The organism is Sphingobium sp. AP49, from assembly GCF_000281715.2.
Lineage (GTDB): Bacteria > Pseudomonadota > Alphaproteobacteria > Sphingomonadales > Sphingomonadaceae > Sphingobium.
This window is the reverse complement of sequence record NZ_CP124576.1, coordinates 1,961,650-1,984,859: the sequence shown is the minus strand read 5'-3', so window position 1 is coordinate 1,984,859 and position 23,210 is coordinate 1,961,650. Positions and strand designations below refer to the sequence as shown.

Here is a 23,210-nt window from a genome sequence, read left to right as displayed (position 1 = left end):
ATAGGGGGCGTGCGGAGACATGGGGAAAACCGATCTTAGACCTATTGAACGAGAATTTTTCGGATTTCGACCGAAAACGGAGTCAGTGGGAAATAGAAAATCAAGACCGGATCACGAAATTCCTCTTGGAGATCAAACTTGTCCAGGTCCATTATCAGGACATCGGCGATCCTCGGATATTCGGGGCCGATAATTTGCGAACGAAGCTTCGTATCAATCCAGCCACCCTTCTCCGGATGCACCCGGAGAACCGCTGTGATTACCATGCGCTTTTCGGCATGCATTTCGAGCATATAGGAAAAGAATTTCCTCGACAGGAGGAGGTCCTTGTCGAGCGAAATGTTCAAAGTTGCCCAACCCATCTCGTTGCCAATGGCCCCGAATTGAACGGATCCGTTTCCTTGGTGGTCGCGATCGATCCGAAGCGAGGCCTCCGAATGCTTTTCCGGCCTAGTCGAGAACCGAAGGTATGGAATATCGAATTCATCGAACCTGATCGGCGCATCACCGTCGACATAGGTTAGCGCGTGCGCCAGATCGAAATGACCGGCGACACTGGGCCACGAAGATGGCGGCGGTACATCGGATGATGATTTTGGCGCCTCGGATACTTCGGGTGGAACCGTAATAACTCCAGCAAAAGGCGCCTCGCTTGCAGGCGCCTTTGCCTTGCGGGTGCCGCCAGCGGCGCGCGGATTCCTCCTGGTCACCATGACCCAACCTTTCTCTTTTGTTAGCGACCGAAGCCGAATTTGCGAAAAATGCTATCGCCCTGATGGCTGCTGGACTGTTTGGCCGGCAATTTTGCTATTGGGTCATCCTCAAGGTGGTCCTCACCGCTGAACAGGATCCCTCCTTTGGTTAGCAGTTCCAACGACGTCATTTTGGATTGCAGTTTCTCGACTTTGGCCGACAGTGCATTGATCACATCGAGCAATTGGCTGTGAGCTTCTTGTGCCCGCACGGCGCGGCCCGCGATTTCCTCAAACTGCTTCTTTGTCCGATCGTTGGCGCTGTGCAGCCCATTGTAATTTTTGGGGCCGAACAACAGCGTCTCGATGAATGCGCCAACGTCGTTGCGTTGCGCTGCAAAGACCAGGCTCCATCCACGGTTGCCGACGTTGTTGCGCGCAAGAGCTTCACATATCCTGGCAGGTAAATGGTTAGACATCACTGCCGCGACTTCACCAAACAGATCGTACCAGCAGCTCCGGTCGATTTTCTGCGAAGTCCATTCGATCTGGGAAACGATCCAGCAAATCAGCTCTATCTCATATTCGTCATGAATATCGTTTTCGATCAGCCAGGAGCGAATCAATTCATAATGGCGGTAAAAATAAAGAAGCTCTTTCCCGCTGGAGCGCATCGTCTGACCAGGCCGATTGACCCGATGGTGGCAGATAACCGAATTGAGGATCGAGAGTTTGCTTGCCTTGATGGTCGCAAACCAGTGAAGAGGATTGTCTTCAAAAAAGAAATCACCCTCAGGAAATTTCAGATCGTGCTTAAGCAAGAAGTCGTGTCGGTATAGCTTGCGCCATGGCACGGGTGTGAATTTGAGAATGTGTCGCTTAATTACATCAACATCTTCGCCATGCTTGAACTGCTGAGAAAGCAAATCCCATCGCGCGGCGTCGGCGGGCTTAACTTCTTTACGTGAGCTTTCATCATAATTGAGATAGTTGGCCATTACGGTTTCGGAGCCATCCCGGGCCGCAACTTCGACCAAATCAGCGATCATGGTAGGGTGGTACCAGTCATCACCGTCCGCGAAAGCTATGTATTCGCCTGTGCACGCCATTAGGCCGATGTTCGCGGGAATACCGACCCCGCCAGGCGTGTTGCTGGGGAGGGCTATGATCTGGTGGTCCGGAAACTCCTTTAGGACACCTTCGGCAACCGCCAGCGTCTCATCGGTCGAAGCATCATCGACAAAAATGATCTCGATATTCTTGTATGATTGCTCAAGGATCGATCGCAGGCATTTTTCGATGTAGGGGGCGACATTATAGGTCGTTACAATGACGGAAACCTTAGACATCTTCGCCCCTTCGCACTCTACCGCTATCTCGCTCCGACAGCATCAAAATTGCAATGCCTAACGGCCGATTCATCGTCTAGCTATCGCAACAGCGAAACTGCATCAATAATCTGCATCTCTTGATTCGCTCCATCTTGATACGACCTTCGGCATAGGTGGCCACCAATTAATGATCGGGACTGCGATTTTCTTCGCAAACGCACAAATCCCGCGTAATCAGCATTCTGACGATTCGTACAAAATGGCCTGTTGTTTCTAAAGCTTGCAATGTTTCGGGAATATTTCGGAAAGAGGTTCTATGCGCATAACGATGATTGGAACTGGTTATGTCGGCCTGGTCTCTGGCGCCTGCTTCGCCGATTTCGGCCATGACGTCGTGTGCGTCGACAAGGATGCGGGCAAGATCGCCGCGATCGAGGCCGGCACCATGCCGATCTACGAGCCCGGTCTCGACCAACTGGTCGGCACCAATGCCGCCGCCGGCCGCCTGACCTTCACCACGGATCTGCCCGCAGGGGCCAAGGGTGCCGACGCCATCTTCATTGCCGTTGGCACCCCCTCTCGCCGTGGCGACGGCCATGCGGATCTGTCCTATGTCTATGCCGCCGCCAAGGAAATCGTCGAGGCGCTCGACGGCCCGGCTGTCATCGTCACCAAGTCGACCGTCCCCGTCGGTACCGGCGACGAGGTCGAGCGGATCGCGCGCGAGCTGCGCCCCGACCTCGACATCCAGGTCGTGTCCAACCCGGAATTCCTGCGCGAGGGCGCGGCGATCGGCGATTTCAAGCGGCCCGACCGCGTCGTCGTCGGCACCACCGGCGATGACCGCGCGATCGCGGTGATGAGCCAGGTCTACCGCCCGCTCAACCTCAACCAGGCACCGTTGATGTTCACCGGCCGACGCACCGCCGAGTTGATCAAATATGCCGCCAACGCCTTCCTGGCGACCAAGATCACCTTCATCAACGAGATGGCGGACCTGTGCGAGGCGGTCGGCGCCGAGGTGCAGGACGTGTCGCGCGGCATCGGCCTCGACAAGCGCATCGGCGCCAAGTTCCTGCATGCCGGCCCGGGCTATGGCGGGTCCTGCTTCCCCAAGGATACGCTGGCGCTGGTCAAGACCGGCCAGGATTATGATGCCCCGATCCGCATCGTCGAGACGGTCGTGCAGGTCAATGATCTGCGCAAGCGGGCCATGGGGCGCAAGATCGTCAAGGCACTGGGCGGCGAGGCGCGCGGCAAGACGGTCGCGCTGCTGGGCGTCACCTTCAAGCCCAATACCGACGACATGCGCGACGCGCCCAGCCTGGCGATCGTCCAGGCGCTGGAGGATGCCGGAGCCAAGGTCGTCGCCTACGACCCTGAGGGCATGGAAGTCGCCGCACCGATGATGCCGGGCGTGACCATGACCGGTTCCGCCTATGAGGCGGCAGCCGGCGCCGACGCGCTGGTACTCGTGACCGAATGGGACGCCTTCCGCGCGCTCGATCTCAAGCGCCTGGCCGGGTCAATGACGGCCCCCGTGCTGGTCGACCTGCGCAACATCTATCCGGTCGCCGAGGCGGAAGCCGCCGGCTTCACCGTCACCCGCGTCGGCGGAAAGTCCTAATTTTCGAAATCCGGCAGCCGTCTCGTATGGGCAGCACTCGAGAGCGCAACTCGATCAATCGTGTGTGACACGCGAAATTTTCCAGCTGTAGCCTTGGTGCCCCACCACACGAGACGGCATACCCAAGTCGGCAAACGTGACCGGAATGCCAGAATATCCAGTGAAAGGATATTCGTCGAAATCGGCAAGAAGGTCGTGCGAATTAAGGTAGATGCGAACTGGCGTCTGCCCGGTGGCCGTGACGCGCGCGATCGCAATGTCCACTTCCAACTTAGAAATCATGCCACTTCCTTATCGGGCGTCAGCGGATCGGCCGGCAACTGTTTTCCATCACCGAGGCCAAAGTGTCCATCCTCCCCGCCAAATTTCGCGATTTCATCTCGCCGGCGCTGGAAGGATTGCCTTGCTCAATTGCATCCCACAGGTTCAGCCAATGCTGCGTCCCGACATGGATTTGCTTGATGCCAGTTATCTGATCCACTTGGCGCTTTCCGGAGATTTCCCCGCGAACAACCGTCAGTAATTTTTCAAGGCGGGGATCTTCGGTGTCGCCGGAGGCAGCGCAATGTTCAATCATTATCTCATGCAGCGCCAAGGGCTGGGCCGCGAAGGCGTGGTACAATGCAGCTCGATTACCTCGCCTGAGTTCTGCTGGCAGCATTCCTGAAGCCTGAATATCCCTTAGCGCCACCTGATACATGCGCTGGGATCGCGCCCACAGATCTGGGTCGTCAGCTGCCAAACCGATAGCCCCTATGCCGAGCATGGCCCAGTAATAATGATTGTTTCGCTTGGCTCCGCCGTCGCCCTTTTGGAAGGAATCGACGCTCTCAGCGATCTCACGCAGCCATTTGCGCACAATCGCATCCTGTTGCGGAGATTCCAGCTTCCCCAATTTCATCCGGGCAATGCCCAGCGTGGATGCCGCCCATTCCTGAATAAAACGCGGTTGCGCGCCCATCTTCACATCGAGCAGCGCTCCAGACTTAGCCCAGTTGTAGAACAAGCCGTCGGCGCATTTTTTGACCTGTGGCGATTTTTGAAGGACGTACTGGTCAGAGAGGTCCGCGATAGCATCAAGAAATCCAGTCACGGGCCGCGACAGTTTCTGGTTCTCCTGGAACTTCGCGTCGTCAATTTTTGAACGCGTCGCGTCATCTTGATCATAGTAAGTGTTGGCTTGGATCGCGACCACCGGCGGCCCCAAGGTAGGGCAGGAAAATGTGCTCTGCGCCTTTGCTGTGGCGGGGAGCAAGGCCAGGCAAGCTGAGCCGAAGAGAATTTTCCTGTACCCAGCCGACATATCGTTGCCTCCTATCGCAAGCTTCGCCTTGGCTTTCCGCTGGACTAAACTTTTGGGCGGGCCTTTGGCTCCGCCTCTTCCTTTGGGTCGGAACCAGGACGTCCCCATAGGCCTGGATTGCGCCTATGCTTCAGATCCACGATGTGCCCAGAAATCATTGCGAATTGCATGTCTGGATCTTCGGAGCAGGCCTTGAACAACCACATGAATATGTCTGCTTCTACCCAAGTTTTATAACGCCCATACACGCTTTTCCATCGACCAAAGTTTGACGGTAGTTGGCTCCAAGACAGGCCTGTGCGGACGATCCAAAGCACCGCTTCGATGAATAGGCGATTCTTATCGATCTCGTTGCTTGCCGCTGCACGAGGATGGGGACAGAGCGGCTGCATCTTAGCCCACTGGTCATTCGTTAGAAGGAACGACGTGGGCGTCTCCAGAGATTGGCTTTTCTTTACCTTACTCGGGCGATCAGTTTCTATGAATTGGTCGGGTGCCTGCTCTACTGCATCGCGGAGGGCGCCGCTGGGTCGAAAAATGACCACACGTCGCGCTGGCAACGGCACCGGCGCCATTGTTGAAATGTTGCGCGCCATTCTCGGCTTCTGTTCATGGGAGTGGAACGCGCCGAAATTCTTGATTTTAAGCGGTTCTCCGGTCGCAATCGCACAGACCATATGCTCGATGATGGAATCGACCATGCGGCGCGAAAGCACAGGATCGTGCCCTAGTTCAGACTGGATGCCCTGGGCGATATCTGAGCGTTTAAGCGTGCCTTCCATGGCTTAATGAACACTTACAGCCGGATCGACTAAACTCGTCGCGCCGCATTGGCATTCCAACAGCACCCGCCCCTTCGACTTTAGATTGCGCGCGATCTCGGCAGTAGTGCATCCAGTTGCCAGCACCGACTTACAGGACCCACAAGCCAGATTTGTGTCGCCTTCTCCGCGAATTATGGGTCCGGGCTTGCGAATATAAAGGATCGTGTCGCTGGGGTCGATCTCTGTGATCATTGGGAGATATAATTTACGCGACATCGGCCATCCTTAGCTTCATGGGCAGATTCTCACCGCCATGATACCTGCGAACCGATGCGCCGCAAATTCACTGGCCTGACATCCTGGCCGATGTGGTCAGGCGGCGGTCATCTGGTGACGATGTTGGCAATCCCCATCGCGACCCCAGCGACCGACAATGCGACGATCAGCCATAACTCAAGGGTGAGCAGTAGGTGCTTCATCAGTCCCCTTCGCGATGCTTCGGCTTGGCATGCGTCCAGCCCGATATCGTGTCTGGTTTTGGCGGCTCAGTGATGTGCTTGATCGCCCATGCTGACAGTATATCCAGCACGCCTTGTTCGGTGTTTATACCGTTCGTTCCGACATCATATAGCGTTTCCTCGCCACGCTTGACCGTGATGTGAGCACGCGCCCGGTTGCCATCCATCCGCGTGCGCCAGAGGAATGACAGGCGGTTCTCCCGGCAGAAGTCGCGGATCAGGGTATCGTCAGGCCTGGTCGACATTGGCAAGCGGCCTCACGCGCTCATCGTTCATCCTGTCTGCGGCAAAGAACTCCAGCGTCTCATGCGCCGCTTCGATCATTGCGTTGCGGTCCTCCACCGGGAGATCGTTCGCGATGGCAAACGCAATCGCCGCATCGGCTGCCTCGATGTGATTGGCATAGCCCGGCTCCACCCGGTCGTGGGTGAACTGACCATCCGGCGCGGCCTTTGGCTTGGCCACGAACCAGAGGCCATCACCATATTCAAGACATACGGTCATCGGTTTTCTCCATCCGAGTCGTGCCCGCATATTAGAACAGAATGAGAACAAACGGGAGTCCGGTTGACTCTCGGTTGGCCGCGAACCACCCTGCCCACATGTGCAATCGGGCAGAACGCGGCGACACGCAGAAGGTGCTGAGGCTGTTCGACGCGAAGCCCGGTGCGCGCTTCAATGAAGGGCCGCTGGAGACGCATCCTGCCCAGCCCGGGACGATCATCCGACTGGAGGATGGTGAACGGGTGCTGGAACAAATGACCTGGGGCTTTCCGCTCGCGCAGAAGAGCAAGAAGACCGGGAAGCCGCTCAAGCCGAAACCGGTGAACAATGCTCGTTTCGACAAGCTCGGCAGCTATTGGAAGCGCTGGGCCATCGATCCGCGAAACCGCTGCCTGATCCCGACGGCGCGCTATGCCGAAGCCGTGGGAGAGCCTGGCCACATGACCGAGACGTGGCTATCGGTGAAGGATCAGCCCATTTTCGCCTGGGCAGGCCTTTGGACGAACAGCGATGAATGGGGCGGCGTCTATACCGGCGTCATGACCGACAACACGCCAGAGCTGATCGACATTCACGATCGATCGCCGGTGATCCTCGATCCGGCCGATTGGGATACCTGGCTGCATGCGCCGCTGGAGGAGCTATATCGCTTTGACCGGCCCTATCCGGCTGAGCGCATGGTGGTCGAGCATACCGCCGCGCCGTGGTTCAGGAAGAAGGGTAGCGCGCCTGCGGGGCCGGCGCTGCTTTAGAAGTCGATCTGGCGTCGTTCCATTTCGGCGATCACGGCCTGCTCATATTCGGTCGGGTTCTCCGGGTCCGCTGCTGCGTTCCAGAGATCAATCAGCGTCTTGTCGTCAAGATCCTCAAGGCCTGGCATATCGGCACTCCTTAGCTAATCGATGGCCATTGTCCCACTTCTCGACATAAACCGCCCTGCCCGCGCGAAGTTGCTCGCATGCCAGGTTCTTATCTCCGGCATAGACCTGGGCAACCGTGCGCCCATAGCGATCGCGCGTGACCGGGCTGATCGTCACCCCGCGCGCTGCCAGCTTCTCCAGAGCCTTCTTGCTGGCCACTGGATCGCCCGGGGCGCAAACCCGGCCCTTGCGGCAGTGCCCGGGCATCTCAGGAGCATCGATGCCCAGCAGGCGCACGCGGCCGATCTCGTCGCATCTGAGGGTGTCGCCATCAACGGCCGTGCAGGTGGTGGGCGGCGTCCAAATGGAGAGGATGAGGATGGGGAGGATCATGGTTCGCCGATAGCAGGTTGTCATCACGGTCAAAATTCAGAATTTTGGTCTGCGCTGCGCCCCATCTTTGCACCGAGCGTCCCACCATCCATCGAGCATGATCAAGGCTTCCAACGGGCCTTTGTTCGCATTATGTTCTCACTATGAGAATCGCCGCTGGTAATGACCGGCCGGCCGTCGCTCCGTCGATCGGGCTGGCGGTCATAGGGGCCAACTTCCGCACCGACTGCGCGTCACGACGCCAGGCGGAGATCGATCGGTGCACCGCTGGCGAGCGGGTGAGCCTGCGCCCGCTCAAACGGATGGTCGAAGGCGCGCCGGCCGTGTCGGTCTATTCGCAGCGTGGTCGGCAGATCGGATATGTCACCGGCGCCCAGGCTGATTGGGCGCGGAATTTCCTGCCCAGCATGAAGGCGATATTCCACAAGGCGGATAGCTTCGGCGCAGTCATCCGGGTTGCCCTGGACGGGGCCACGCCCACCCTGCCCCGGCCGACCAGGCGCGACGAGATGATGCGCCGGCCGCATGAGGGGTGTCCCGAGCCGAAGGACGAATTCTGCGACATCAATTTCGACCGTCGGAGGCGCGCCTGATGGCCCGCGCAACTGACATTGGTTCATTCCGACAAATCGCGCGACGCGGCAGGATAGCGTCCGTGAACAGATCGTGTATATAGCGGAATAAGCGTTGAAATGATTGAATATTGCACTGACTTTTAATCAGTAGGTCGCTGGTTCGAACCCAGCTGGACTCACCACAAATGACCGTCGACATGATGGTCCGGCCCGTCCCCGGCCCCTTCTGCTCCACCGCAGCATCACCACGTTTCGTCGGAAACATGAGCTTCGCTGTCGCAGCATGGAACAGAACCGGCTAATCGATCAGCCGGATCGGACGATGCCATATTCCCGCAACGATCAATTGCCATTCGTTCGGGAAGAAAGCGCGGACAAGGCTCCATTGACCGGCACAATATGCATTTGGCGAAATCAGAGATAGCAATCGAACCGCACTCGCGGCTATCCGGCCTATGGCCGCCGCGCATGGCGCACAATTATTCGCCATTCTTCGTATATGAGAGGGAATATACTTGAAACGGATAACATTGACCCGCTTCCTGATCGAGCAGCAGCGCAATGAAAAAGTTTTGCCCGGCGAGCTTCGCCTGCTGATCGAGATCGTGGCGCGCGCCTGCAAGACCATCAGCCATGCGGTCAGCAAGGGTGCGCTGGGTGAGGTGCTCGGCAGCCTCGATAGCGAGAATGTCCAGGGCGAGGTGCAGAAAAAACTAGATGTGATCGCCAATGAGCTGCTGCTCGAGGCGAATGAATGGGGTGGCCATCTGGCCGCGCTGGCATCCGAGGAGATGGCGACCATCCACCGCATTCCCAACCGTTACCCCAAGGGCGAATATCTGCTGCTCTATGATCCGATCGACGGATCGAGCAATATTGATGTGGACCTGTCCGTCGGCACGATTTTCTCCGTACTCAAGGCGCCCGAAGGCGTTCCCGGTCGCGAAGTGATGGAGGAGGATTTTCTTCAGAAGGGGCGCCAGCAGGTTGCCGCAGGCTATGCCATCTACGGTCCCCAGACCATCCTGGTGCTGACGGTCGGAACCGGCGTCTATGAGTTCACGCTCGACCGGGAGGTCGGATCCTGGATCATGACCGACGCGAACATGACGATGCCGCAGGGCAAATGCGAATTTGCGATCAACATGTCCAACCGCCGCCAATGGTCGCCGGCCGTCGTCCGCTATATCGAGGAACGGGTCGAAGGCACGGCCGGACCATGCGGCAAGGACTATAATATGCGCTGGACCGCCAGCATGGTCGCCGACGTCCACCGCATCCTGAAGCGGGGTGGGATTTTCATGTATCCCTATGATCATCGCACCCCCGGCAAGGCGCGACTGCGCCTGATGTACGAGGCCAATCCGATGAGCTTCCTGGTCGAACAGGCCGGTGGCGCCGCCACCGACGGGTTCATTCCGATCATGGATGTCGAGCCGACCGGCCTGCACCAGCGGGTCGGCGTCGTGCTCGGCGACAAGGCCGAGGTAGAAACGCTGACGGCCTATGGCAACGCGCACTGACGCATGATTATTCCGCGCGTCGCCCGGTTTTCATCGGCCGGGCGACGCGCGACCTTGGCGGTGCAGTTCCCCCGATCAGGGTGCGCGCATGTCCTTGTAAGCGGGCAGGCCCAGGCCCCGGTGGATCGCCAGCGCCCGCAGGCCAAAACCAAGCAACGCCGCGATGACGCCGGCGACCGGGACATCCAGACCGACGAGACGCAGCAGCACGAACAGCCCAGATGCGAAGGCTGCGGCCGTCACATAAAGTTCGGGCCGCAGCAGGATCGAGGGTTCCCCCGCCAGCGTATCGCGCATGATGCCGCCGACGCAGTCGGTGACCACGCCCATCATGCCGGCGACAAAAGGGGGAACGCCAAAGCTCATCGCCTTGGCCGCACCGAACACCGCAAAGGCGGCAAGGCCGATGGCATCGAGCCAGTCCAGCGCATGATCGCTCCACCAGCGCCGCGGCGTGACCCAGACGGTGACCGCCGCCGCCATGCAGACGATCGACGGCGCTGGGTCATGGATCCAGAAGACCGGCGCATCGATCAACAGGTCGCGCACAGTGCCGCCCCCTACTCCGGTCAGCAGGGCAAAAAAGGCGAAAGTGACCAATGTCTGGCGCAGATGCGCGGCCGCCAGCGCACCGGAGGCCGCAAACACGAATGTGCCGATCAGGCTGAGCGTTTCCAGCACCGGGCCGATATGGGTGACGAGCAAAGGCGGGGCAGGCAACATATGTCCTTCCTAGCCTCCCCCGCCTTGAAAAGTCGAGCGGTGGCGGCGAGACTGCCGGAACAGGCCAGACACAGCCGCCACCCTTTCACATCCATGCCAGGCGGATCGTTTCAGAGGCGCGCTTGCGCTTATTTGCGGCCCTTTTCCCCCGACAGCCGGGTCATCAGGATAGCGGCGCGCTTGGCCTGGCGCGGCATGGTCGACAGATCCGCCCTTTCCGCCGGACTATGGTCGCCGGTCGAGGCGAGGCCAAGGCCCACCAGCCCGTCGACATCCTGCGCCACGAAGCTGATATCGCCCGCACCGCGCTTGAGCGGATCGAGTTCGGGCATTTCGGGCAGGCCAAGATCCTTGTTGATGCCGTTGAGCTTACCCAGCAGCGCACGGTTACCCGCCGTCGGCGCCATGGACGGATAGCCCAGGTCGAAAATAATGTTGGCACCGGTGCCCGGCAGATGGCCATTATCGACGATCGCCTGCATCCTGGCGCGGACCCGCTCGGTCTGGTCCTGGCTCAAGGTACGGAAATCGCCCTTGGCGACCGCAACCGGCGGAATGATGTTGGTCTTGCCGGTGACGGCGATCCGCACGCCATCCTTGTCGACATCGGCGCTCTGGCCGCCACCGATCAGCCCGACATTGAAGGTCAGGTTCGGCTCAGGCAATTCCTTGCGAAAGGCGGTGATGATGCGCGCCATTTCGTAAATCGCGCCGTCACCGGCCGCAGCCGAGAAGATGCCCGAACTGTGCGCCGATTTGCCGCTGGTGGTCAGGGTCCAGCTGTTGGAGGACCGGCGTGCGATCGAGCCCATGTCCTTGCCGTCTTCCCGGCTCAGCCCCTCGAAATCGAGGGCGACGTCGGCCCGCTTGCCGGCTGCGATCAGGTCGGCGCGGGAAATCGAGACCGGATCGCCCGAATCCTCCTCGTCCCCGGTCAACACGATCTCGATATTGGCGTTCTTCAACGTGCCGGCCGTCTGCATCGCCTTGAGCGCCAGCAGCATCGTCACCACGCCGCCCTTGTCGTCGCCCACACCCGGTCCGGCAGCCCAGTCGCCGTCGCGCTTGAAGGTCTGGAACGGCGAATCCGGCTCGAACACCGTGTCGAGATGACCGATCAGCAGCATCTTCGTCGTACCCGCACGCCCCTTGTGGACGGCGATGAAATGGCCGGCGCGCTTCACCTGGTCCATCGGCTTCCAGGTCACGGTGAAGCCCAGCGCCTCGAATTCGGGACGCAACATGTCAGCCACCGCCTTGACGCCGGCAATATTCATCGACCCGCTATTCTGGTTCACCAGCTTTTCCAGCAGTCCGATCGCCGGCGCATGGCCGGCATCGACGCTGGCGCCGATTTTCTGTTCGGCCGGGCTCAGCGCCGCCTGTGCCGTGGTCGCCAGCAGCATCGCACCGCAGAGCGCGGCCTTCACAATCTTATTTCGCATCAGCCAGTATCTTCACCAAATCATAGAGAAAGTCGCGCTGCACATAGAGCGACTGCACAGCAGAACGTTCGTCGAGCCCATGAGCACCATTGCCATCGGGATCATACCAGCCACCGGGCACGCCATAGGTTGGAATACCGATCGCCTCCAGGAAGATGCCGTCGGTCGCCCCGGTCGACATCACCGGTACGAGGGGAACACCGGGAAAATATTTGGCGACCAGCTTTTCCGATGGTTCCATGATGCGCGGGTCGAGCGTCGGGGGCACGGCGACCGGGCGGATCGGCGGCACCGGGGTGATCGTCACGCCCGGATCGTTGATCGCCTTGGCCAGATCGGCCTGCGTCTGTTCGATGCTGTTGCCGGGAAACATGCGGCAATTGATGTTCGCGCCCGCCCGCTGCGGCAACGCATTATTGGCATGACCGCCATCGAGCAGCGTCGCGACACAGGTCGTGCGCAACATCGAATGATAGCTGCGGTCGGTGGATACGATCTTCTCGGCCGCTGCATCAGCCGGGTTTTTCGCCAGCGCGACCATCGCCCGGCCCATGTCATCGCCCATTGCCGCGCCCGATTTGCTGAAAAAGGCGCGGGTCGTATCGGTCATCTGCACGGGGAATTCATGATCACGGACCCGGCCGAGTGCATCGGCCAGCTGGTAGATCGCATTGTCGCGCACCGGGATCGAGCTGTGCCCACCCGGATTGGTGGTTTCGATGCGGAAATTCTGTACCGCCTTCTCCCCCACCTGCATGGTCTGCAAGACGACCTTGCCCTTGCCGTCCGTGCGGCCACCGCCGCCTTCGTTGAGGGCGAACTCGGCGGCGATCAGATCCGGCTTGTTCTGGGACAGCCACTGTGCGCCGTTGAAGGCATAGGTGGTCTCCTCACCACAGGTCAGTGCCAGCTTGATCGTGCGCTGTCCCTTGTAGCCCTGTTTCTTGAGCGCGGCGAGAATATCGACCCAGGCCGCATCCATATCCTTCATATCGGCGGTGCCACGGCCGTAGAAATAGCCATTTTCCTCGACCATCACGAAGGGATCGCGCTTCCAGTCTGCGCGCTTGGCCTCCACCACGTCGAGATGGCCGAGCAGCAGCATGGGCTTGAGCGTCTTCGACACGCCCGGAAGCACAGCGACCATGCCGCCTTCCTGGGGATGTTCGGGCACGGAAAAGAGGGTGATATCGCGATCGGGGAAGCCGGCAGCCTTGAGATGAGCCGCCATCTTCTGCGCCGCTACCGTGCAACTGCCCGAGGACAGGGTCGTGTTGGTCTCGACCAGTTCCTTGTAGAGCGCCCGCAGTGCCGCGCGGTCGGCCGTCGTTTCGGCGGCCTGCGTCATCGGCGCGGTGAGCATTGTCGCCGCAGCCAAAGCCGCCATCATCCCCTTGTGCATATCGCCCCCTTCTCCGATTGCCTTATCTCGCCAATTCAGCCTCGATCACCGCAAGCAGCGCCGGATCGTCCGGCGCCGTCGTCGGCGCGAAACGCGCTGCGACGCTGCCGTCCTTGGCAATCACGAACTTCTCGAAATTCCACAGGATTTCCGGCACCGGATTGGGGGTCAGGCCATAGCCCTTGAGCCGGTCACGGAATGTATCGCCATCGCCCTGCGCGTCTGGCACGGCGCTGGTCAGGGCAGCATAGAGCGGGTGCTTGTCTGGCCCGCTGACCACGATCTTCTCGAACATCGGGAAATCCACACCGAAATTGGTGGTGCAGAACGTCGCGATCTCGTCATTGGTACCCGGCTCCTGCGCGCCGAAATCATTGGCAGGAAAGCCGGCGACGACCAATCCCTTGTCCCGGTAATCGGCATAGAGCTTCTCCAGCCCCTCATATTGCGGCGTCAGCCCGCATTTGGAGGCGACGTTGACGGCCAGCACCACCTTGCCGGCATAGTCGGCCAGGCTCGTATCGGCCCCCTTGATCGTCTTGAGCGGTATCTGCTGGATCGCGGTCATGCATCGTCTCCCTTGGATATCAGGCGATGGACCTTGCCATCATATCGCGGCGCCGAAAAGACGGCCCGCCACCGCCGTCACCGCCATCGCCAGGGCGCCCCAGAAAAGCGTGCGCAGCATCGAGCGCCCCGGATGGGCGCCCCCCAGCCAGGCGCCGACATAGCCCAGGATCAGCAGGCAGAGCAGCGATACCGGCACCACGCTGATCCCGGCGAAGGGTGGCGCGATGGCTGCGGCCAGCACCGGGGGGCCGCCCCGCAGGCAAAGCTGGCCGCAGAGGCGAGGCCCGCCTGCACCGGACGCGGCTTGCTCATATCGGAAATGCCCAGTTCGTCGCGCGCATGGGCACCCAACGGATCGGCATCCATCAACTGGGTCGCAACCTGCCCGGCCAATTCCACGGTCAGCCCACGCTCGACATAAATATCGCGCAACTCCTCCCACTCCGCATGCGGTTGCGTCGCCAAGGCTTTCTTTTCCTTGGCAAGGTCGGCCCGTTCGGTATCCGATTGCGCGCTAACCGAAACATATTCGCCCGCCGCCATCGACATCGCCCCCGCAACCAGCGCGGCGATGCCTGATAGCAGGATGGATTCGCCCGTGGCACCCGATGCGGCAATGCCGGTCATCAGGCTGGCGGTCGACACGATGCCGTCATTCGCGCCCAGCACCGCCGCACGCAACCAGCCAACCCGATTGACATAATGGACGGCATGATGCGGCCGGGGCGGCTCGATGCGTGGCGCGGTCATGGCACCTGCTCCGTCGGGCTGATCCGCCGCGCGGCAATGTGCATGGTGAGGAAACGGCCATGCCGCTCCACATCGACCAAGGCCTGACCGAAACCACGCAGGTGCATCATCGAGAAGATGGCCGAGACCGGATATTCGTTCATCTGCATCATCGGCTCGCTCGCCTTCTTGCCGCGCAGCCGGTGGACCAGCCGCTGCAGCCCCGGAATATGGGTCCGGGCACGGTAAAAGGCTGCCCGGCCCGGGCTATCCCCGCGCCGGATCGCCACATGGATATTGGCCATACCGCCGACCGCGACATGATCGAGCAGACGCGCAATCAGCGGCAGCCCGCGTTCCACCGCGATATGCTGGAAGACGATATAGCTGTGAACGAAGTCGAACTCGCCCACCGCCATGCTCAGCCGATCGTCGGACAGGCGAAAATGCGCATTGCCGATGCCGCGCTCCAACCGCAGCCTTTCCGCTTCCTTGAGCATCCCAGGCGCAACGTCGAGGCCGACCACCTCATCGAACAGCGCGGCCAACGGCAGGGCAACACGACCGACCCCGCAGCCGAAATCGAGCGCCCGGCGGCGGGGTATCACCCCCAATTGCCGTTCCAGCCGGGCCAGCCGGTCCTGGATATAGGAGTCACCAGTCAGAAAAAATTCGTCGATGTCGATCTGCTCGCGACGAAACTGCGGCGACGAAACGACGCCATAATAGGGATCGGTTTCGCCCCATATCCGCCAGTCCCTGTCGGTATCGATCATGCGGTCATCCTGCAGATTGGGATCAACTGGCTATCAGATGGCGGCATGGAAGCAAGGGGCTCAGCCCAACCCTTCCGACTTCTCCGCCAATTCCAGCCAGCGCTCCTCGGCCGCATCTTTTTCAGATCGAGCCTTCTCGATCGCCTTAGTCAGTGCTGCGAACCGTGCCGGATCGCGGGTATAGAGGGCGGGATCGGCCAGTGCCTCCTCGTCACGGAGGATCGCCGCCTCCAGCTCCTCGATCTTCTTGGGCAGCAGGTCCAGGTCGCGCTGATCCTTGTAGGTCAACTTGGCCGACACCGGCTTGGGCGGCGGCGGGGCCGCAGCCTCCTTCTTCTCCGCCTTGGGCGCGCGACGGGGATCGCGCTTGGCGATCCAGTCGGCATAGCCGCCGACGATCACATCGACCTTGCCCGATCCGTCGAGGCCCAGCGTGACGGTGACGGTGCGGTCGAGGAAATCGCGGTCATGGCTGACGATCAGCACCGTGCCGTCATAGTCCGCAATCACTTCCTGGAGCAGATCGAGCGTTTCGAGGTCGAGGTCGTTGGTCGGTTCGTCCAGCACCAGAAGGTTGGATTCGCGGGCGAATTCGCGCGCGAACAGCAGGCGGGAACGCTCGCCGCCCGACAATGTGCCGACTTTTGCCTCCGCCAGCGAGGGATCGAAGAGGAAGTCCTTCAAATAGCCATGGACATGTTTGCGGGTGCCGCGCACGTCGATCCAGTCGCCGCCCTCGGCCAGCACGTCGCGTACGCTCTTGTCACCCTGCATCAAGCTGCGCTGCTGGTCGATGAAGATCATGTCCAGCGTCCGCGCCAGCGTCACATCGCCGCTGTCGGGCGCCAGTTCGCCGGTCAGCAGCTTGAGCAAGGTCGACTTGCCCGCGCCATTGCCGCCAACGATGCCGATCCGGTCGCCACGCTGCACGCGCAACGAAAAATCATTGATGATGGTCCGGTCGCCGAACATCTTGGTGACATGCTCGGCCTTGATGACGCTCTTGGTCTTGCTGTCGTCGCTCGCAACCGCAATCTTGGCCGTTCCCTGCGGCCCGACCATGGCGGCGCGTTCCGCACGCATTTCCCACAGCTTGGCCAGCCGACCCTGGTTGCGCTTGCGGCGAGCGGTAACGCCGCGCTCCAGCCAGTGCGCCTCGATCTTGAGTTTGGCATCAAGCTTGTCGGCCGCGCGTGCCTCCTCGGCATAGACAGCCTCCATCCACTGCTCGAAGCCGCCAAAGCCGACTTCATTGCGGCGCATCTGGCCGCGGTCGAGCCACAAAGTCTGGCGCGTCAGCCGGGTCAGGAAGGCGCGGTCGTGGCTGATGACGATGAACGCGCCATTGTAGCGCGCCAACCAGTTTTCGATCCAGTCGATCGCCGCGATGTCGAGATGGTTGGTCGGCTCGTCCAACAGCAGCAGGTCGGGTTCACTCGCCAGCGCGCGGGCGATCGCGGCGCGGCGGCGCTCGCCGCCGCTGGCGGTGGCGGCCTCGCGACTAAGGTCAATGCCGAGCTGGTCGGCAATCGCCTCTACCTCGTGCGCGGGCGGCGCCCACTGTCCCGCCAGCGCGAAATCGTGCAGCGTCTTGAACGCGCTGACGTCGGGATCCTGCTCCAGCGTGATGACGCGCATGCCAGGCTGGACCGACCGCGTGCCTTCATCCGGCTCGATCTGACCACCGAGCAGCTTCAGCAGAGTCGTCTTGCCCGCACCGTTGCGGCCGATCAGTGCCAGCCGATCGCGCTGGCCGACATGGATGTCGATATGCCGGAACAGCCAGTGACTGCCCTGCGAGAGGCCGAGATTTTCGAATGAGAGAATGGGAGCTGCCATGGCCGTGCAGCTAGGAGGTAAGAGGATCAAGAGCAAGAGTGGAACCGGAAAGCTGTCGGACGGCTTTCAACGCATGTCAGCGTCCATTCATCGCACCAAGGCCAAAACTGGTGCAGGACTTACAGAGGAGACATGTCCATGAAATCCGCTCTCGCCCTGATGGCGCTCGGCGCCGCCGCCCTTCCCGTGGCGGCCGTGGCGCAGACCAGCGTCACCATCGCCGAGACTGCGCCGGTGGTGACATTGAACGTCACTGAAAGCGTCGAAGCTGCGCCCAATGTCGCGACCATCGGCACGGGCGTGCAGACCCGATCGCCCACCGCCGCGCAGGCCATGAAGGATAATGCCGCCAAGATGGACGGACTGATCGCTGCGTTGGCCAAGGCCGGCGTCGCCAAGGACGATATACAGACCAGCGGCATCAACCTCAACGCACAATATGACTATAGCAACCGCGACGGCCAGCAGGCCGTGCCGCGCTTCCTGGGTTATGAGGCGTCGAACCAGCTGAACGTCAAGGTGCGCGACGTCAAGAAGGTCGGTGCGCTGCTCGACACGCTGGTCCAGGCTGGCGCGACCAATATCAATGGCCCCAGCTTCTCGATCGAGGACCCCAGCCCGCTGCAGGCCCAGGCCCGCGCAACGGCGCTCAAGACCGCGAAGGTCCAGGCCGATTTCTATGCGCAGGCAGCGGGCTATCGCTCGGCGCGACTGGTTTCGATCGCGGAAAGCAATAGTGGCGGCAATGCCCCCATGCCGATGCTGGCCAGCGCCCGCTTCAAGGCGGACGCCGCGCCGACCCCGGTCGAACCGGGCCAGGTCAGCGCATCGGTCACGCTGACGGTCCAGTACGCATTGGAACGCTAAAGCCATGACACCGGGCGTCGACAAGCTCTTGCCCGTTGACGCCCGGCCGTTCATGATGCCGCCATTCACCACCTGTTCAATGCCTTTCACCTAGTATGACGCCCATGATGAAGATGCGTAAAAGCCTGACCGCTCCATTGCTGGCCGGACTCTGTGCGGTGTTGGCCGTGATGGCACTCAGCCCGGCAACGGCCGGTGGCCGTCGCGACGAGCAGGATGCAGCGCGCCGCGCGATGCTGGACGGCCAGGTCATGCCCTTTTCCATGATCAAGCGCCGGGTCGACGCCCAGGTCGGCGGCGCCACCTATGTCGGCAGTGAATTCAACCCCTCCACCAACCGCTATCGCCTGAAATATGTGAAGGACGGCAAGGTGATGTGGGTTGATGCCGACGGCCGGACAGGCGATATCATCGGCTGGGCGCGCTGACCGCGCGCCGGCTGACAGACATGCACCCAAAACAAGAAACGGAACCCTATGCGCCTGCTGATCGTCGAGGATGAACCGAGTCTGGGCCAGCAGCTCAGGAACACGCTGGAAGGGGCCGGCTATGCCGTGGATCTCGCCACCGATGGCGAGGACGGCCACTTTCTGGGCTCGACCGAAAATTATGACGCGGTGGTGCTGGACCTGGGCCTGCCGACCATCGATGGGCTGACCGTGCTCGACCGTTGGCGCAAAGAAGGCCGTGCCTTCCCGGTACTGGTTTTGACCGCGCGCGACAGCTGGTCCGACAAGGTTGCCGGGCTGGATGCGGGCGCCGACGATTATCTGGCCAAGCCGTTCCAGAGCGAGGAACTGATCGCCCGCCTGCGTGCACTCATCCGCCGTGCCAGCGGTAATGCGTCGAGCGAGCTGATCGCAGGTGACGTCCGCCTCGACACCCGTTCGGGCAAGGTCACGCTGAAGGGCGATCCGGTGAAGCTCACCGCACAGGAATATAAGCTGCTGTCCTATCTGCTCCATCACAAGGGCAAGGTGGTCAGCCGCACCGAGCTGATCGAGCATATTTACGACCAGGATTTCGATCGCGATTCCAACACGATCGAAGTGTTCGTGACGCGTATCCGCAAGAAGCTGGGTGCCGACGTCATCACGACCATCCGGGGCCTTGGCTACAGCCTGGACGAGCCGGGACGCTGAGCCCGTCCATTCTCCCCGGCAGGCGATAATGGACGGCCAATCCCCACCCCCCGTCCGTTCCACCGGATCGATAAGCCGCCGCATGATCGGCATCGCGGCGCTGTGGATCAGCGTCCTGCTGCTGGGCGGCGGCGTGGCGCTGGACCGGGTTTTGTCGGACGCGATCACGCGCAATTTCGACGACGGCATGAATTATGTGCTGACGGCGATGATCGCGGCGGCCGAAATCGGCCCCGATGGCGAGGTGCTGTTCAACCGACCGCTCGCCGACCAACGCTTCCTGGAGCCCAATAGCGGCCTTTACTATCAGATCAGCGCCAAGGGGCATGAGGATTGGCGCTCCCGATCGCTGTGGGATCGCGCGCTCAAAGTCCAGGGCGACCATGCCGATCGCAATTTCCACGTCTATGACAGCAAACAGTTTCCAGGTGAGGACCTGCGCGTGATGGAACGCACCGTCATCCTACCCGGATCCGAAGCGCGCTGGATGTTCATGGTGGGACAGGCGCGCCAGGGGCTGGACGCCCAGATCAAGACGCTGCGATCCACTTTGTTCAAGAGCTTTGCGCTGCTGGCGCTGGGCCTGATCGTGCTGGCTACGTTGCAGACCATCTATGGCCTGCGCCCGCTGCGCAAGGTGCGACTGGAGATCATCCGGATGCGAACCGGGGGCAAGAGCCGGATCACCGAGCCGATGCCGGCCGAAGTATTGCCGATGGTTGAAGAGCTGAACGCGCTGCTTGCCCATAATGAGCGGCAAGCGGAGGAAGCGCGCACCCATGCAGGCAACCTTGCCCATGCCCTCAAGACGCCGCTCACCGTCATCATGAACGCGGCCACGGCACACGCGCCGGACCTGGGGGAGACGGTGATTCGCGAGGCGACGACGATGCGGCGGCAGGTCGACCATCATCTCGCCCGCGCCCGCGCAGTGGGACGACGGGGCGCAGCGCAAAGCCGGGCCGAGGTGTGGGCCAGCCTGGAAGCGGTCGAACGGGCCGTGCGCCACCTCTATCAGGAGGCCCGCGTCGACATGGATGGCGACAAGAGCGCGGCGGTACGGGTGGAGCGCCAGGATCTGGACGAGATGCTGGGCAACCTGATCGAAAACGCCGCCAAATATGGTGGTGGAAGCGTGTTCGCCACGGTCCAGCGGGCCGGCGACATGGTCGAGATATTGGTCGAGGATGACGGCATGGGCATTCCCGAAGCCGATCGGGTGCGCATCTTCGACCGGGGTGTGCGGCTCGACTCAGGGAAACCCGGCACGGGCCTTGGCCTTGCCATCGTCCGCGACGTTGCCGAAATCTATGGCGGGTCGGTGGCGCTGGAGGAGAGCGAGGACCTGGGCGGGCTGCTGGTGCGGCTGCGCCTGCCTGCTGCCTGACGAAAGCGCTTTGCGTTCCTGCAAATCAATAGCATAGACAGAAGCGGGGCCGATTTGACCCCTTCCAGACAGGATCGACGGGTGCGGCGCCATCTTTATCTCATCGCCGGCTTCCTCTCGATCGGGCTCGGCACGCTGGGCGCCTTCCTGCCGCTGTTGCCGACCGTGCCGTTCATGATCCTGGCCGCCTATTGCTTCGCGCGGTCAAGCCCGGAACTGGAGGCCAAGCTACTCGACCACAAGCATTTCGGCCCGCACATCCGTCGCTGGCGCGAGCGGGGCGCGATCAGCCCCAAGGGCAAGAAGGCCGCTCTGGCCGCCTTCGCCTTCAGCGCGATCCTGGCGCTGATCTTCTCCCCTTTCCCCTGGTATCTGATCCCGCTGGCAGCCGCGCTGATCGGCGGTAGCTGGATCTGGAGCCGGCCCGAAGGCTGAGCCGCCTGGCGGGGATCAAAATCAGTCCCCTGCCCTACGCCTTTGCATAATCACGCAGCGCCCGCAGATCGCGGGTGATCCACTTGGCGTCGCGCGCAAAATCCTCGTCGCTCATGCCTGGCTGGCGAAAAAGCGTCAGCATCACTTCCGCCCCGTCGCCATTCTGGATGACGCGTAGCGGAACATGAACCTGCCGGCCATCACCGGTCTCAACGAAATGGTCCATCACGCCAAATTCATTGTGCGGGGTGAAGCGAACGACGATCGGCCCATCGGGACCGTCGGCGATCCAGCCGGTGCCGCCCCTGCGCAGGTCAGCCTCGGTCAGGCCCGATGCCCATTTCGGAAATATCTCCGGCTGCCAGATCGCTTCGTAAAGTTCGCGCCAGTTGCGCGCTATCGTGACACTGTAGGTTCGCGCGGTAAGCATGCGGAGCTCTCTTATAGAAGTGGAACCGCGCTGTACCGCCGCCATGCCATTTTGTCACCGCGACGAGTGTGTTTTGGTTAGATGCCCCCCGGCACCGCCGGCCAGCCCCCCGCCGCCAACGCGGCAGTCAAATCCGCCACACAGGCGTCCAACACCGCCTGATCGGTCGAACGGACGACAAAATTGGCGCCGGTGCGGCCTTCGCGGAAGAAGGGATAGCTGCCGATCTGAACGCCGTCATGAGCGCGCTCGGTAGCACCGAGCAGGTCGGCGATCTCGCTTTCGGCAACCCAGCAGCCGATCGTTGCCGACAGCACGGGCAAGCCCCCTTCCAGTGTACCGGTCAGGCGGTCGAGCATGCCGGCGGTGATGTGCGGCACGCCCGCCATGATGAAGATATTGCCATGGCGGATGCCCGGCGCGCCCGACATGCGGTTTTCGATCAGGTCGGCGCCCGCCGGCACCCGCGCCATGCGCAGCCGCGCGTCGGTGAGGCCGCCGCGGGTGACATAATAGCGCTCCAATATCGCCCGCGCCTCGGGATGGATTTCGACCCCCACGCCCAGCGCCGCCGCGATCGCGTCCACCGTGATGTCGTCATGAGTCGGGCCGATGCCGCCGGTGGTGAAGAGATAGTCGTTGCGAACACGCAATGTGTTGACCGCCTCGACAATGGCATCCTGATCGTCGGCAACCACGCGCACCTCGCGCAGACGAATGCCCTGGACATTGAGCCAGGTGGCGATCTGCGCGACATTCTTATCCTGAATGCGGCCGGACAGGATTTCATCGCCGATCACGACCAAGGCGGCGGTCCAGATGCGTTCGCTCATGCCTGCGCCTCCGCACGGGCGGCAAGTGCCATCAGGCGGGCCAGCCGATCGGGCGGCAATATCTCCGCCGGCCTGTAGCTGGCTTCGAAGACCGGCACGTCGGCGGGCAAGGCGGTCCAGTCCGACCGGTCCGCCACGAAGATCGCGGCATCGGGCCGGATCGCCGCGCGATCGTCGAGCGTGCCGACGCGGATCGCCGCGCCCAGCCGGCCGAGGCGCGGATAGAAGCTCCAGACCGCCGTGCCGCATGTGGCGCAGCGGACGATCGCCTGGGTCTTGCCGCTGCCGGTCGGCACGACATGTTCACTAAGGTCGCCAGACAGGAGGTGGAGATGATCGACCTCGACAAAGGCGTTGACTGCCGACGCCGCGCCGCTCTGTCGCTGGCACAGGCCGCAATGGCAATTGTTGATGAAGATGGGGTCGGCATCGACCCGGTAGCGCACCTCACCACAGGCGCATCCGCCTTCCATCACCATGTCCGTTTCTCTTTTCCATATAGCGGCTAAGGGTCTGAGCGAAGACACTCGCAATGCCGGATC

Annotated in this window: 27 protein-coding genes and 1 pseudogene; 9 read left to right on the top strand and 19 right to left on the bottom strand. The window is 61.4% G+C overall.

Annotated elements, in window-relative coordinates; all coding sequences use genetic code 11:
- Positions 1–41: 41 nt before the first annotated feature.
- Positions 42–713, bottom strand: a complete 672-nt coding sequence (locus PMI04_RS09675) for a hypothetical protein (RefSeq protein WP_007708363.1) — start codon at positions 711–713, stop codon at positions 42–44.
- A 20-nt stretch (positions 714–733) separates the two neighbouring features.
- On the bottom strand, positions 734–2,041 hold the full coding sequence (locus PMI04_RS09670; RefSeq protein ID WP_007708361.1) for a glycosyltransferase family 2 protein: 1,308 nt from the start codon (positions 2,039–2,041) through the stop codon (positions 734–736).
- 298 nt (positions 2,042–2,339) lie between these two features.
- On the opposite strand from PMI04_RS09670, the gene PMI04_RS09665 reads away from it, so the two are divergent.
- Entirely contained in the window at positions 2,340–3,650 is a 1,311-nt protein-coding gene (locus PMI04_RS09665) for a UDP-glucose/GDP-mannose dehydrogenase family protein (protein WP_283184876.1), read from the top strand.
- Positions 3,651–3,704: 54 nt separating this feature from the next.
- On the opposite strand, the gene PMI04_RS09660 is transcribed toward PMI04_RS09665, so the two are convergent.
- The 5 genes from PMI04_RS09660 to PMI04_RS09640 all read right to left on the bottom strand — a co-directional run bounded on the left by PMI04_RS09660 (position 3,705) and on the right by PMI04_RS09640 (position 6,739).
- A complete protein-coding gene (locus PMI04_RS09660) occupies positions 3,705–3,932 on the bottom strand; it encodes a hypothetical protein (protein WP_007704774.1) in 228 nt (75 codons plus the stop codon).
- 19 nt (positions 3,933–3,951) lie between these two features.
- Positions 3,952–4,953 (bottom strand): alginate lyase family protein, encoded by a 1,002-nt coding sequence (locus PMI04_RS09655; protein WP_007704778.1) that lies wholly within the window; start codon positions 4,951–4,953, stop codon positions 3,952–3,954.
- A gap of 44 nt (positions 4,954–4,997) precedes the next feature.
- Positions 4,998–5,735, bottom strand: coding sequence for a transposase (locus PMI04_RS09650; RefSeq protein ID WP_007704781.1), 738 nt, complete (start codon positions 5,733–5,735; stop codon positions 4,998–5,000).
- Between the two features lie 460 nt (positions 5,736–6,195).
- Complete coding sequence (locus tag PMI04_RS09645) at positions 6,196–6,480, bottom strand: hypothetical protein (protein WP_007704788.1); 285 nt, start codon at positions 6,478–6,480, stop codon at positions 6,196–6,198.
- On the bottom strand, positions 6,464–6,739 hold the full coding sequence (locus PMI04_RS09640; RefSeq protein ID WP_007704792.1) for a hypothetical protein: 276 nt from the start codon (positions 6,737–6,739) through the stop codon (positions 6,464–6,466). The genes PMI04_RS09645 and PMI04_RS09640 overlap by 17 nt, the downstream gene beginning before the upstream one ends.
- 98 nt (positions 6,740–6,837) lie before the next feature.
- Between PMI04_RS09640 and PMI04_RS09635 the strand changes: the two genes are divergently transcribed.
- Complete coding sequence (locus PMI04_RS09635) at positions 6,838–7,491, top strand: SOS response-associated peptidase family protein (protein ID WP_007704796.1); 654 nt, start codon at positions 6,838–6,840, stop codon at positions 7,489–7,491.
- On the opposite strand, the gene PMI04_RS09630 is transcribed toward PMI04_RS09635, so the two are convergent.
- Together PMI04_RS09630 and PMI04_RS09625 are read right to left on the bottom strand one after the other, a co-directional pair.
- Positions 7,488–7,619, bottom strand: a complete 132-nt coding sequence (locus PMI04_RS09630) for a hypothetical protein (protein ID WP_007704798.1) — start codon at positions 7,617–7,619, stop codon at positions 7,488–7,490. The two genes, PMI04_RS09635 and PMI04_RS09630, sit on opposite strands and share 4 nt — an antisense overlap.
- Positions 7,606–7,992 carry a thermonuclease family protein gene (locus PMI04_RS09625; protein ID WP_007704800.1) on the bottom strand — a complete coding sequence of 129 codons (387 nt, stop codon included), beginning with the start codon at positions 7,990–7,992 and terminating at the stop codon, positions 7,606–7,608. Before PMI04_RS09625 ends, PMI04_RS09630 begins: the two co-directional genes overlap by 14 nt.
- Before the next feature lie 143 nt (positions 7,993–8,135).
- Between PMI04_RS09625 and PMI04_RS09620 the strand changes: the two genes are divergently transcribed.
- Positions 8,136–8,585: a hypothetical protein gene (locus PMI04_RS09620; RefSeq protein WP_007704802.1), complete on the top strand. Its 450-nt coding sequence runs from the start codon at positions 8,136–8,138 to the stop codon at positions 8,583–8,585.
- A 497-nt stretch (positions 8,586–9,082) separates the two neighbouring features.
- Positions 9,083–10,090 (top strand): class 1 fructose-bisphosphatase, encoded by a 1,008-nt coding sequence (locus PMI04_RS09615; protein ID WP_007704804.1) that lies wholly within the window; start codon positions 9,083–9,085, stop codon positions 10,088–10,090.
- 75 nt (positions 10,091–10,165) lie between these two features.
- On the opposite strand, the gene PMI04_RS09610 is transcribed toward PMI04_RS09615, so the two are convergent.
- The 7 genes and pseudogenes from PMI04_RS09610 to PMI04_RS09580 form a co-directional block, all read right to left on the bottom strand.
- Entirely contained in the window at positions 10,166–10,813 is a 648-nt protein-coding gene (locus tag PMI04_RS09610; protein WP_007704807.1) for a trimeric intracellular cation channel family protein, read from the bottom strand.
- A 128-nt stretch (positions 10,814–10,941) separates the two neighbouring features.
- Positions 10,942–12,258 (bottom strand): M20/M25/M40 family metallo-hydrolase, encoded by a 1,317-nt coding sequence (locus tag PMI04_RS09605; RefSeq protein ID WP_007704810.1) that lies wholly within the window; start codon positions 12,256–12,258, stop codon positions 10,942–10,944.
- A complete protein-coding gene (locus tag PMI04_RS09600) occupies positions 12,248–13,606 on the bottom strand; it encodes a M20/M25/M40 family metallo-hydrolase (protein ID WP_238535870.1) in 1,359 nt (452 codons plus the stop codon). The genes PMI04_RS09605 and PMI04_RS09600 overlap by 11 nt, the downstream gene beginning before the upstream one ends.
- A 76-nt stretch (positions 13,607–13,682) precedes the next feature.
- The gene (locus PMI04_RS09595; RefSeq protein WP_007704814.1) at positions 13,683–14,228 is read right to left on the bottom strand and encodes a glutathione peroxidase; all 546 of its coding nucleotides are present in this window, start codon (positions 14,226–14,228) and stop codon (positions 13,683–13,685) included.
- Between the two features lie 39 nt (positions 14,229–14,267).
- A pseudogene (locus PMI04_RS09590) lies at positions 14,268–14,980 on the bottom strand (VIT family protein).
- Positions 14,977–15,735 carry a class I SAM-dependent methyltransferase gene (locus PMI04_RS09585; protein WP_007704816.1) on the bottom strand — a complete coding sequence of 253 codons (759 nt, stop codon included), beginning with the start codon at positions 15,733–15,735 and terminating at the stop codon, positions 14,977–14,979. Before PMI04_RS09585 ends, PMI04_RS09590 begins: the two are co-directional and overlap by 4 nt.
- A 60-nt stretch (positions 15,736–15,795) precedes the next feature.
- On the bottom strand, positions 15,796–17,574 hold the full coding sequence (locus PMI04_RS09580) for an ATP-binding cassette domain-containing protein (protein ID WP_007704817.1): 1,779 nt from the start codon (positions 17,572–17,574) through the stop codon (positions 15,796–15,798).
- Positions 17,575–17,712: 138 nt separating this feature from the next.
- Here PMI04_RS09580 and PMI04_RS09575 point away from each other — a divergent pair, with 138 nt between their 5' ends.
- From PMI04_RS09575 to PMI04_RS09555, 5 genes are all read left to right on the top strand, one after another.
- A complete protein-coding gene (locus tag PMI04_RS09575; protein ID WP_007704818.1) occupies positions 17,713–18,441 on the top strand; it encodes an SIMPL domain-containing protein in 729 nt (242 codons plus the stop codon).
- Between the two features lie 107 nt (positions 18,442–18,548).
- On the top strand, positions 18,549–18,869 hold the full coding sequence (locus PMI04_RS09570) for a hypothetical protein (protein WP_283184875.1): 321 nt from the start codon (positions 18,549–18,551) through the stop codon (positions 18,867–18,869).
- 48 nt (positions 18,870–18,917) lie between these two features.
- On the top strand, positions 18,918–19,583 hold the full coding sequence (locus PMI04_RS09565; protein WP_007704820.1) for a response regulator transcription factor: 666 nt from the start codon (positions 18,918–18,920) through the stop codon (positions 19,581–19,583).
- Between the two features lie 82 nt (positions 19,584–19,665).
- Positions 19,666–20,970 (top strand): HAMP domain-containing sensor histidine kinase, encoded by a 1,305-nt coding sequence (locus PMI04_RS09560; RefSeq protein WP_037485180.1) that lies wholly within the window; start codon positions 19,666–19,668, stop codon positions 20,968–20,970.
- 81 nt (positions 20,971–21,051) lie between these two features.
- Positions 21,052–21,405 (top strand): YbaN family protein, encoded by a 354-nt coding sequence (locus tag PMI04_RS09555; RefSeq protein ID WP_007704822.1) that lies wholly within the window; start codon positions 21,052–21,054, stop codon positions 21,403–21,405.
- 34 nt (positions 21,406–21,439) lie between these two features.
- On the opposite strand, the gene PMI04_RS09550 is transcribed toward PMI04_RS09555, so the two are convergent.
- From PMI04_RS09550 to PMI04_RS09540, 3 genes are all read right to left on the bottom strand, one after another.
- Positions 21,440–21,835: a hypothetical protein gene (locus PMI04_RS09550; protein ID WP_007704823.1), complete on the bottom strand. Its 396-nt coding sequence runs from the start codon at positions 21,833–21,835 to the stop codon at positions 21,440–21,442.
- A 77-nt stretch (positions 21,836–21,912) separates the two neighbouring features.
- Complete coding sequence (locus tag PMI04_RS09545; RefSeq protein ID WP_007704824.1) at positions 21,913–22,668, bottom strand: molybdopterin-binding protein; 756 nt, start codon at positions 22,666–22,668, stop codon at positions 21,913–21,915.
- Positions 22,665–23,147, bottom strand: a complete 483-nt coding sequence (locus tag PMI04_RS09540) for a GFA family protein (protein ID WP_007704827.1) — start codon at positions 23,145–23,147, stop codon at positions 22,665–22,667. Before PMI04_RS09540 ends, PMI04_RS09545 begins: the two co-directional genes overlap by 4 nt.
- Positions 23,148–23,210 lie beyond the last annotated feature (63 nt).

What these genes read in the sequence shown, in the direction of transcription:
- PMI04_RS09625 (WP_007704800.1), bottom strand. Translation starts at nt 7,992, where the DNA reads ATGATCCTCCCCATCCTCATCCTCTCCATTTGGACGCCGCCCACCACC.
- PMI04_RS09645 (WP_007704788.1), bottom strand. Translation starts at nt 6,480, where the DNA reads ATGTCGACCAGGCCTGACGATACCCTGATCCGCGACTTCTGCCGGGAG.
- PMI04_RS09635 (WP_007704796.1), top strand. Translation starts at nt 6,838, where the DNA reads ATGTGCAATCGGGCAGAACGCGGCGACACGCAGAAGGTGCTGAGGCTG.
- PMI04_RS09585 (WP_007704816.1), bottom strand. Translation starts at nt 15,735, where the DNA reads ATGATCGATACCGACAGGGACTGGCGGATATGGGGCGAAACCGATCCC.
- PMI04_RS09545 (WP_007704824.1), bottom strand. Translation starts at nt 22,668, where the DNA reads ATGAGCGAACGCATCTGGACCGCCGCCTTGGTCGTGATCGGCGATGAA.
- PMI04_RS09640 (WP_007704792.1), bottom strand. Translation starts at nt 6,739, where the DNA reads ATGACCGTATGTCTTGAATATGGTGATGGCCTCTGGTTCGTGGCCAAG.
- PMI04_RS09560 (WP_037485180.1), top strand. Translation starts at nt 19,666, where the DNA reads ATGATCGGCATCGCGGCGCTGTGGATCAGCGTCCTGCTGCTGGGCGGC.
- PMI04_RS09660 (WP_007704774.1), bottom strand. Translation starts at nt 3,932, where the DNA reads ATGATTTCTAAGTTGGAAGTGGACATTGCGATCGCGCGCGTCACGGCC.
- PMI04_RS09565 (WP_007704820.1), top strand. Translation starts at nt 18,918, where the DNA reads ATGCGCCTGCTGATCGTCGAGGATGAACCGAGTCTGGGCCAGCAGCTC.
- PMI04_RS09630 (WP_007704798.1), bottom strand. Translation starts at nt 7,619, where the DNA reads ATGCCAGGCCTTGAGGATCTTGACGACAAGACGCTGATTGATCTCTGG.
- PMI04_RS09605 (WP_007704810.1), bottom strand. Translation starts at nt 12,258, where the DNA reads ATGCGAAATAAGATTGTGAAGGCCGCGCTCTGCGGTGCGATGCTGCTG.
- PMI04_RS09570 (WP_283184875.1), top strand. Translation starts at nt 18,549, where the DNA reads ATGAAGATGCGTAAAAGCCTGACCGCTCCATTGCTGGCCGGACTCTGT.
- PMI04_RS09595 (WP_007704814.1), bottom strand. Translation starts at nt 14,228, where the DNA reads ATGACCGCGATCCAGCAGATACCGCTCAAGACGATCAAGGGGGCCGAT.
- PMI04_RS09670 (WP_007708361.1), bottom strand. Translation starts at nt 2,041, where the DNA reads ATGTCTAAGGTTTCCGTCATTGTAACGACCTATAATGTCGCCCCCTAC.
- PMI04_RS09620 (WP_007704802.1), top strand. Translation starts at nt 8,136, where the DNA reads ATGAGAATCGCCGCTGGTAATGACCGGCCGGCCGTCGCTCCGTCGATC.
- PMI04_RS09650 (WP_007704781.1), bottom strand. Translation starts at nt 5,735, where the DNA reads ATGGAAGGCACGCTTAAACGCTCAGATATCGCCCAGGGCATCCAGTCT.
- PMI04_RS09675 (WP_007708363.1), bottom strand. Translation starts at nt 713, where the DNA reads ATGGTGACCAGGAGGAATCCGCGCGCCGCTGGCGGCACCCGCAAGGCA.
- PMI04_RS09665 (WP_283184876.1), top strand. Translation starts at nt 2,340, where the DNA reads ATGCGCATAACGATGATTGGAACTGGTTATGTCGGCCTGGTCTCTGGC.
- PMI04_RS09610 (WP_007704807.1), bottom strand. Translation starts at nt 10,813, where the DNA reads ATGTTGCCTGCCCCGCCTTTGCTCGTCACCCATATCGGCCCGGTGCTG.
- PMI04_RS09540 (WP_007704827.1), bottom strand. Translation starts at nt 23,147, where the DNA reads ATGGTGATGGAAGGCGGATGCGCCTGTGGTGAGGTGCGCTACCGGGTC.
- PMI04_RS09550 (WP_007704823.1), bottom strand. Translation starts at nt 21,835, where the DNA reads ATGCTTACCGCGCGAACCTACAGTGTCACGATAGCGCGCAACTGGCGC.
- PMI04_RS09575 (WP_007704818.1), top strand. Translation starts at nt 17,713, where the DNA reads ATGAAATCCGCTCTCGCCCTGATGGCGCTCGGCGCCGCCGCCCTTCCC.
- PMI04_RS09600 (WP_238535870.1), bottom strand. Translation starts at nt 13,606, where the DNA reads ATGACGCAGGCCGCCGAAACGACGGCCGACCGCGCGGCACTGCGGGCG.
- PMI04_RS09580 (WP_007704817.1), bottom strand. Translation starts at nt 17,574, where the DNA reads ATGGCAGCTCCCATTCTCTCATTCGAAAATCTCGGCCTCTCGCAGGGC.
- PMI04_RS09655 (WP_007704778.1), bottom strand. Translation starts at nt 4,953, where the DNA reads ATGTCGGCTGGGTACAGGAAAATTCTCTTCGGCTCAGCTTGCCTGGCC.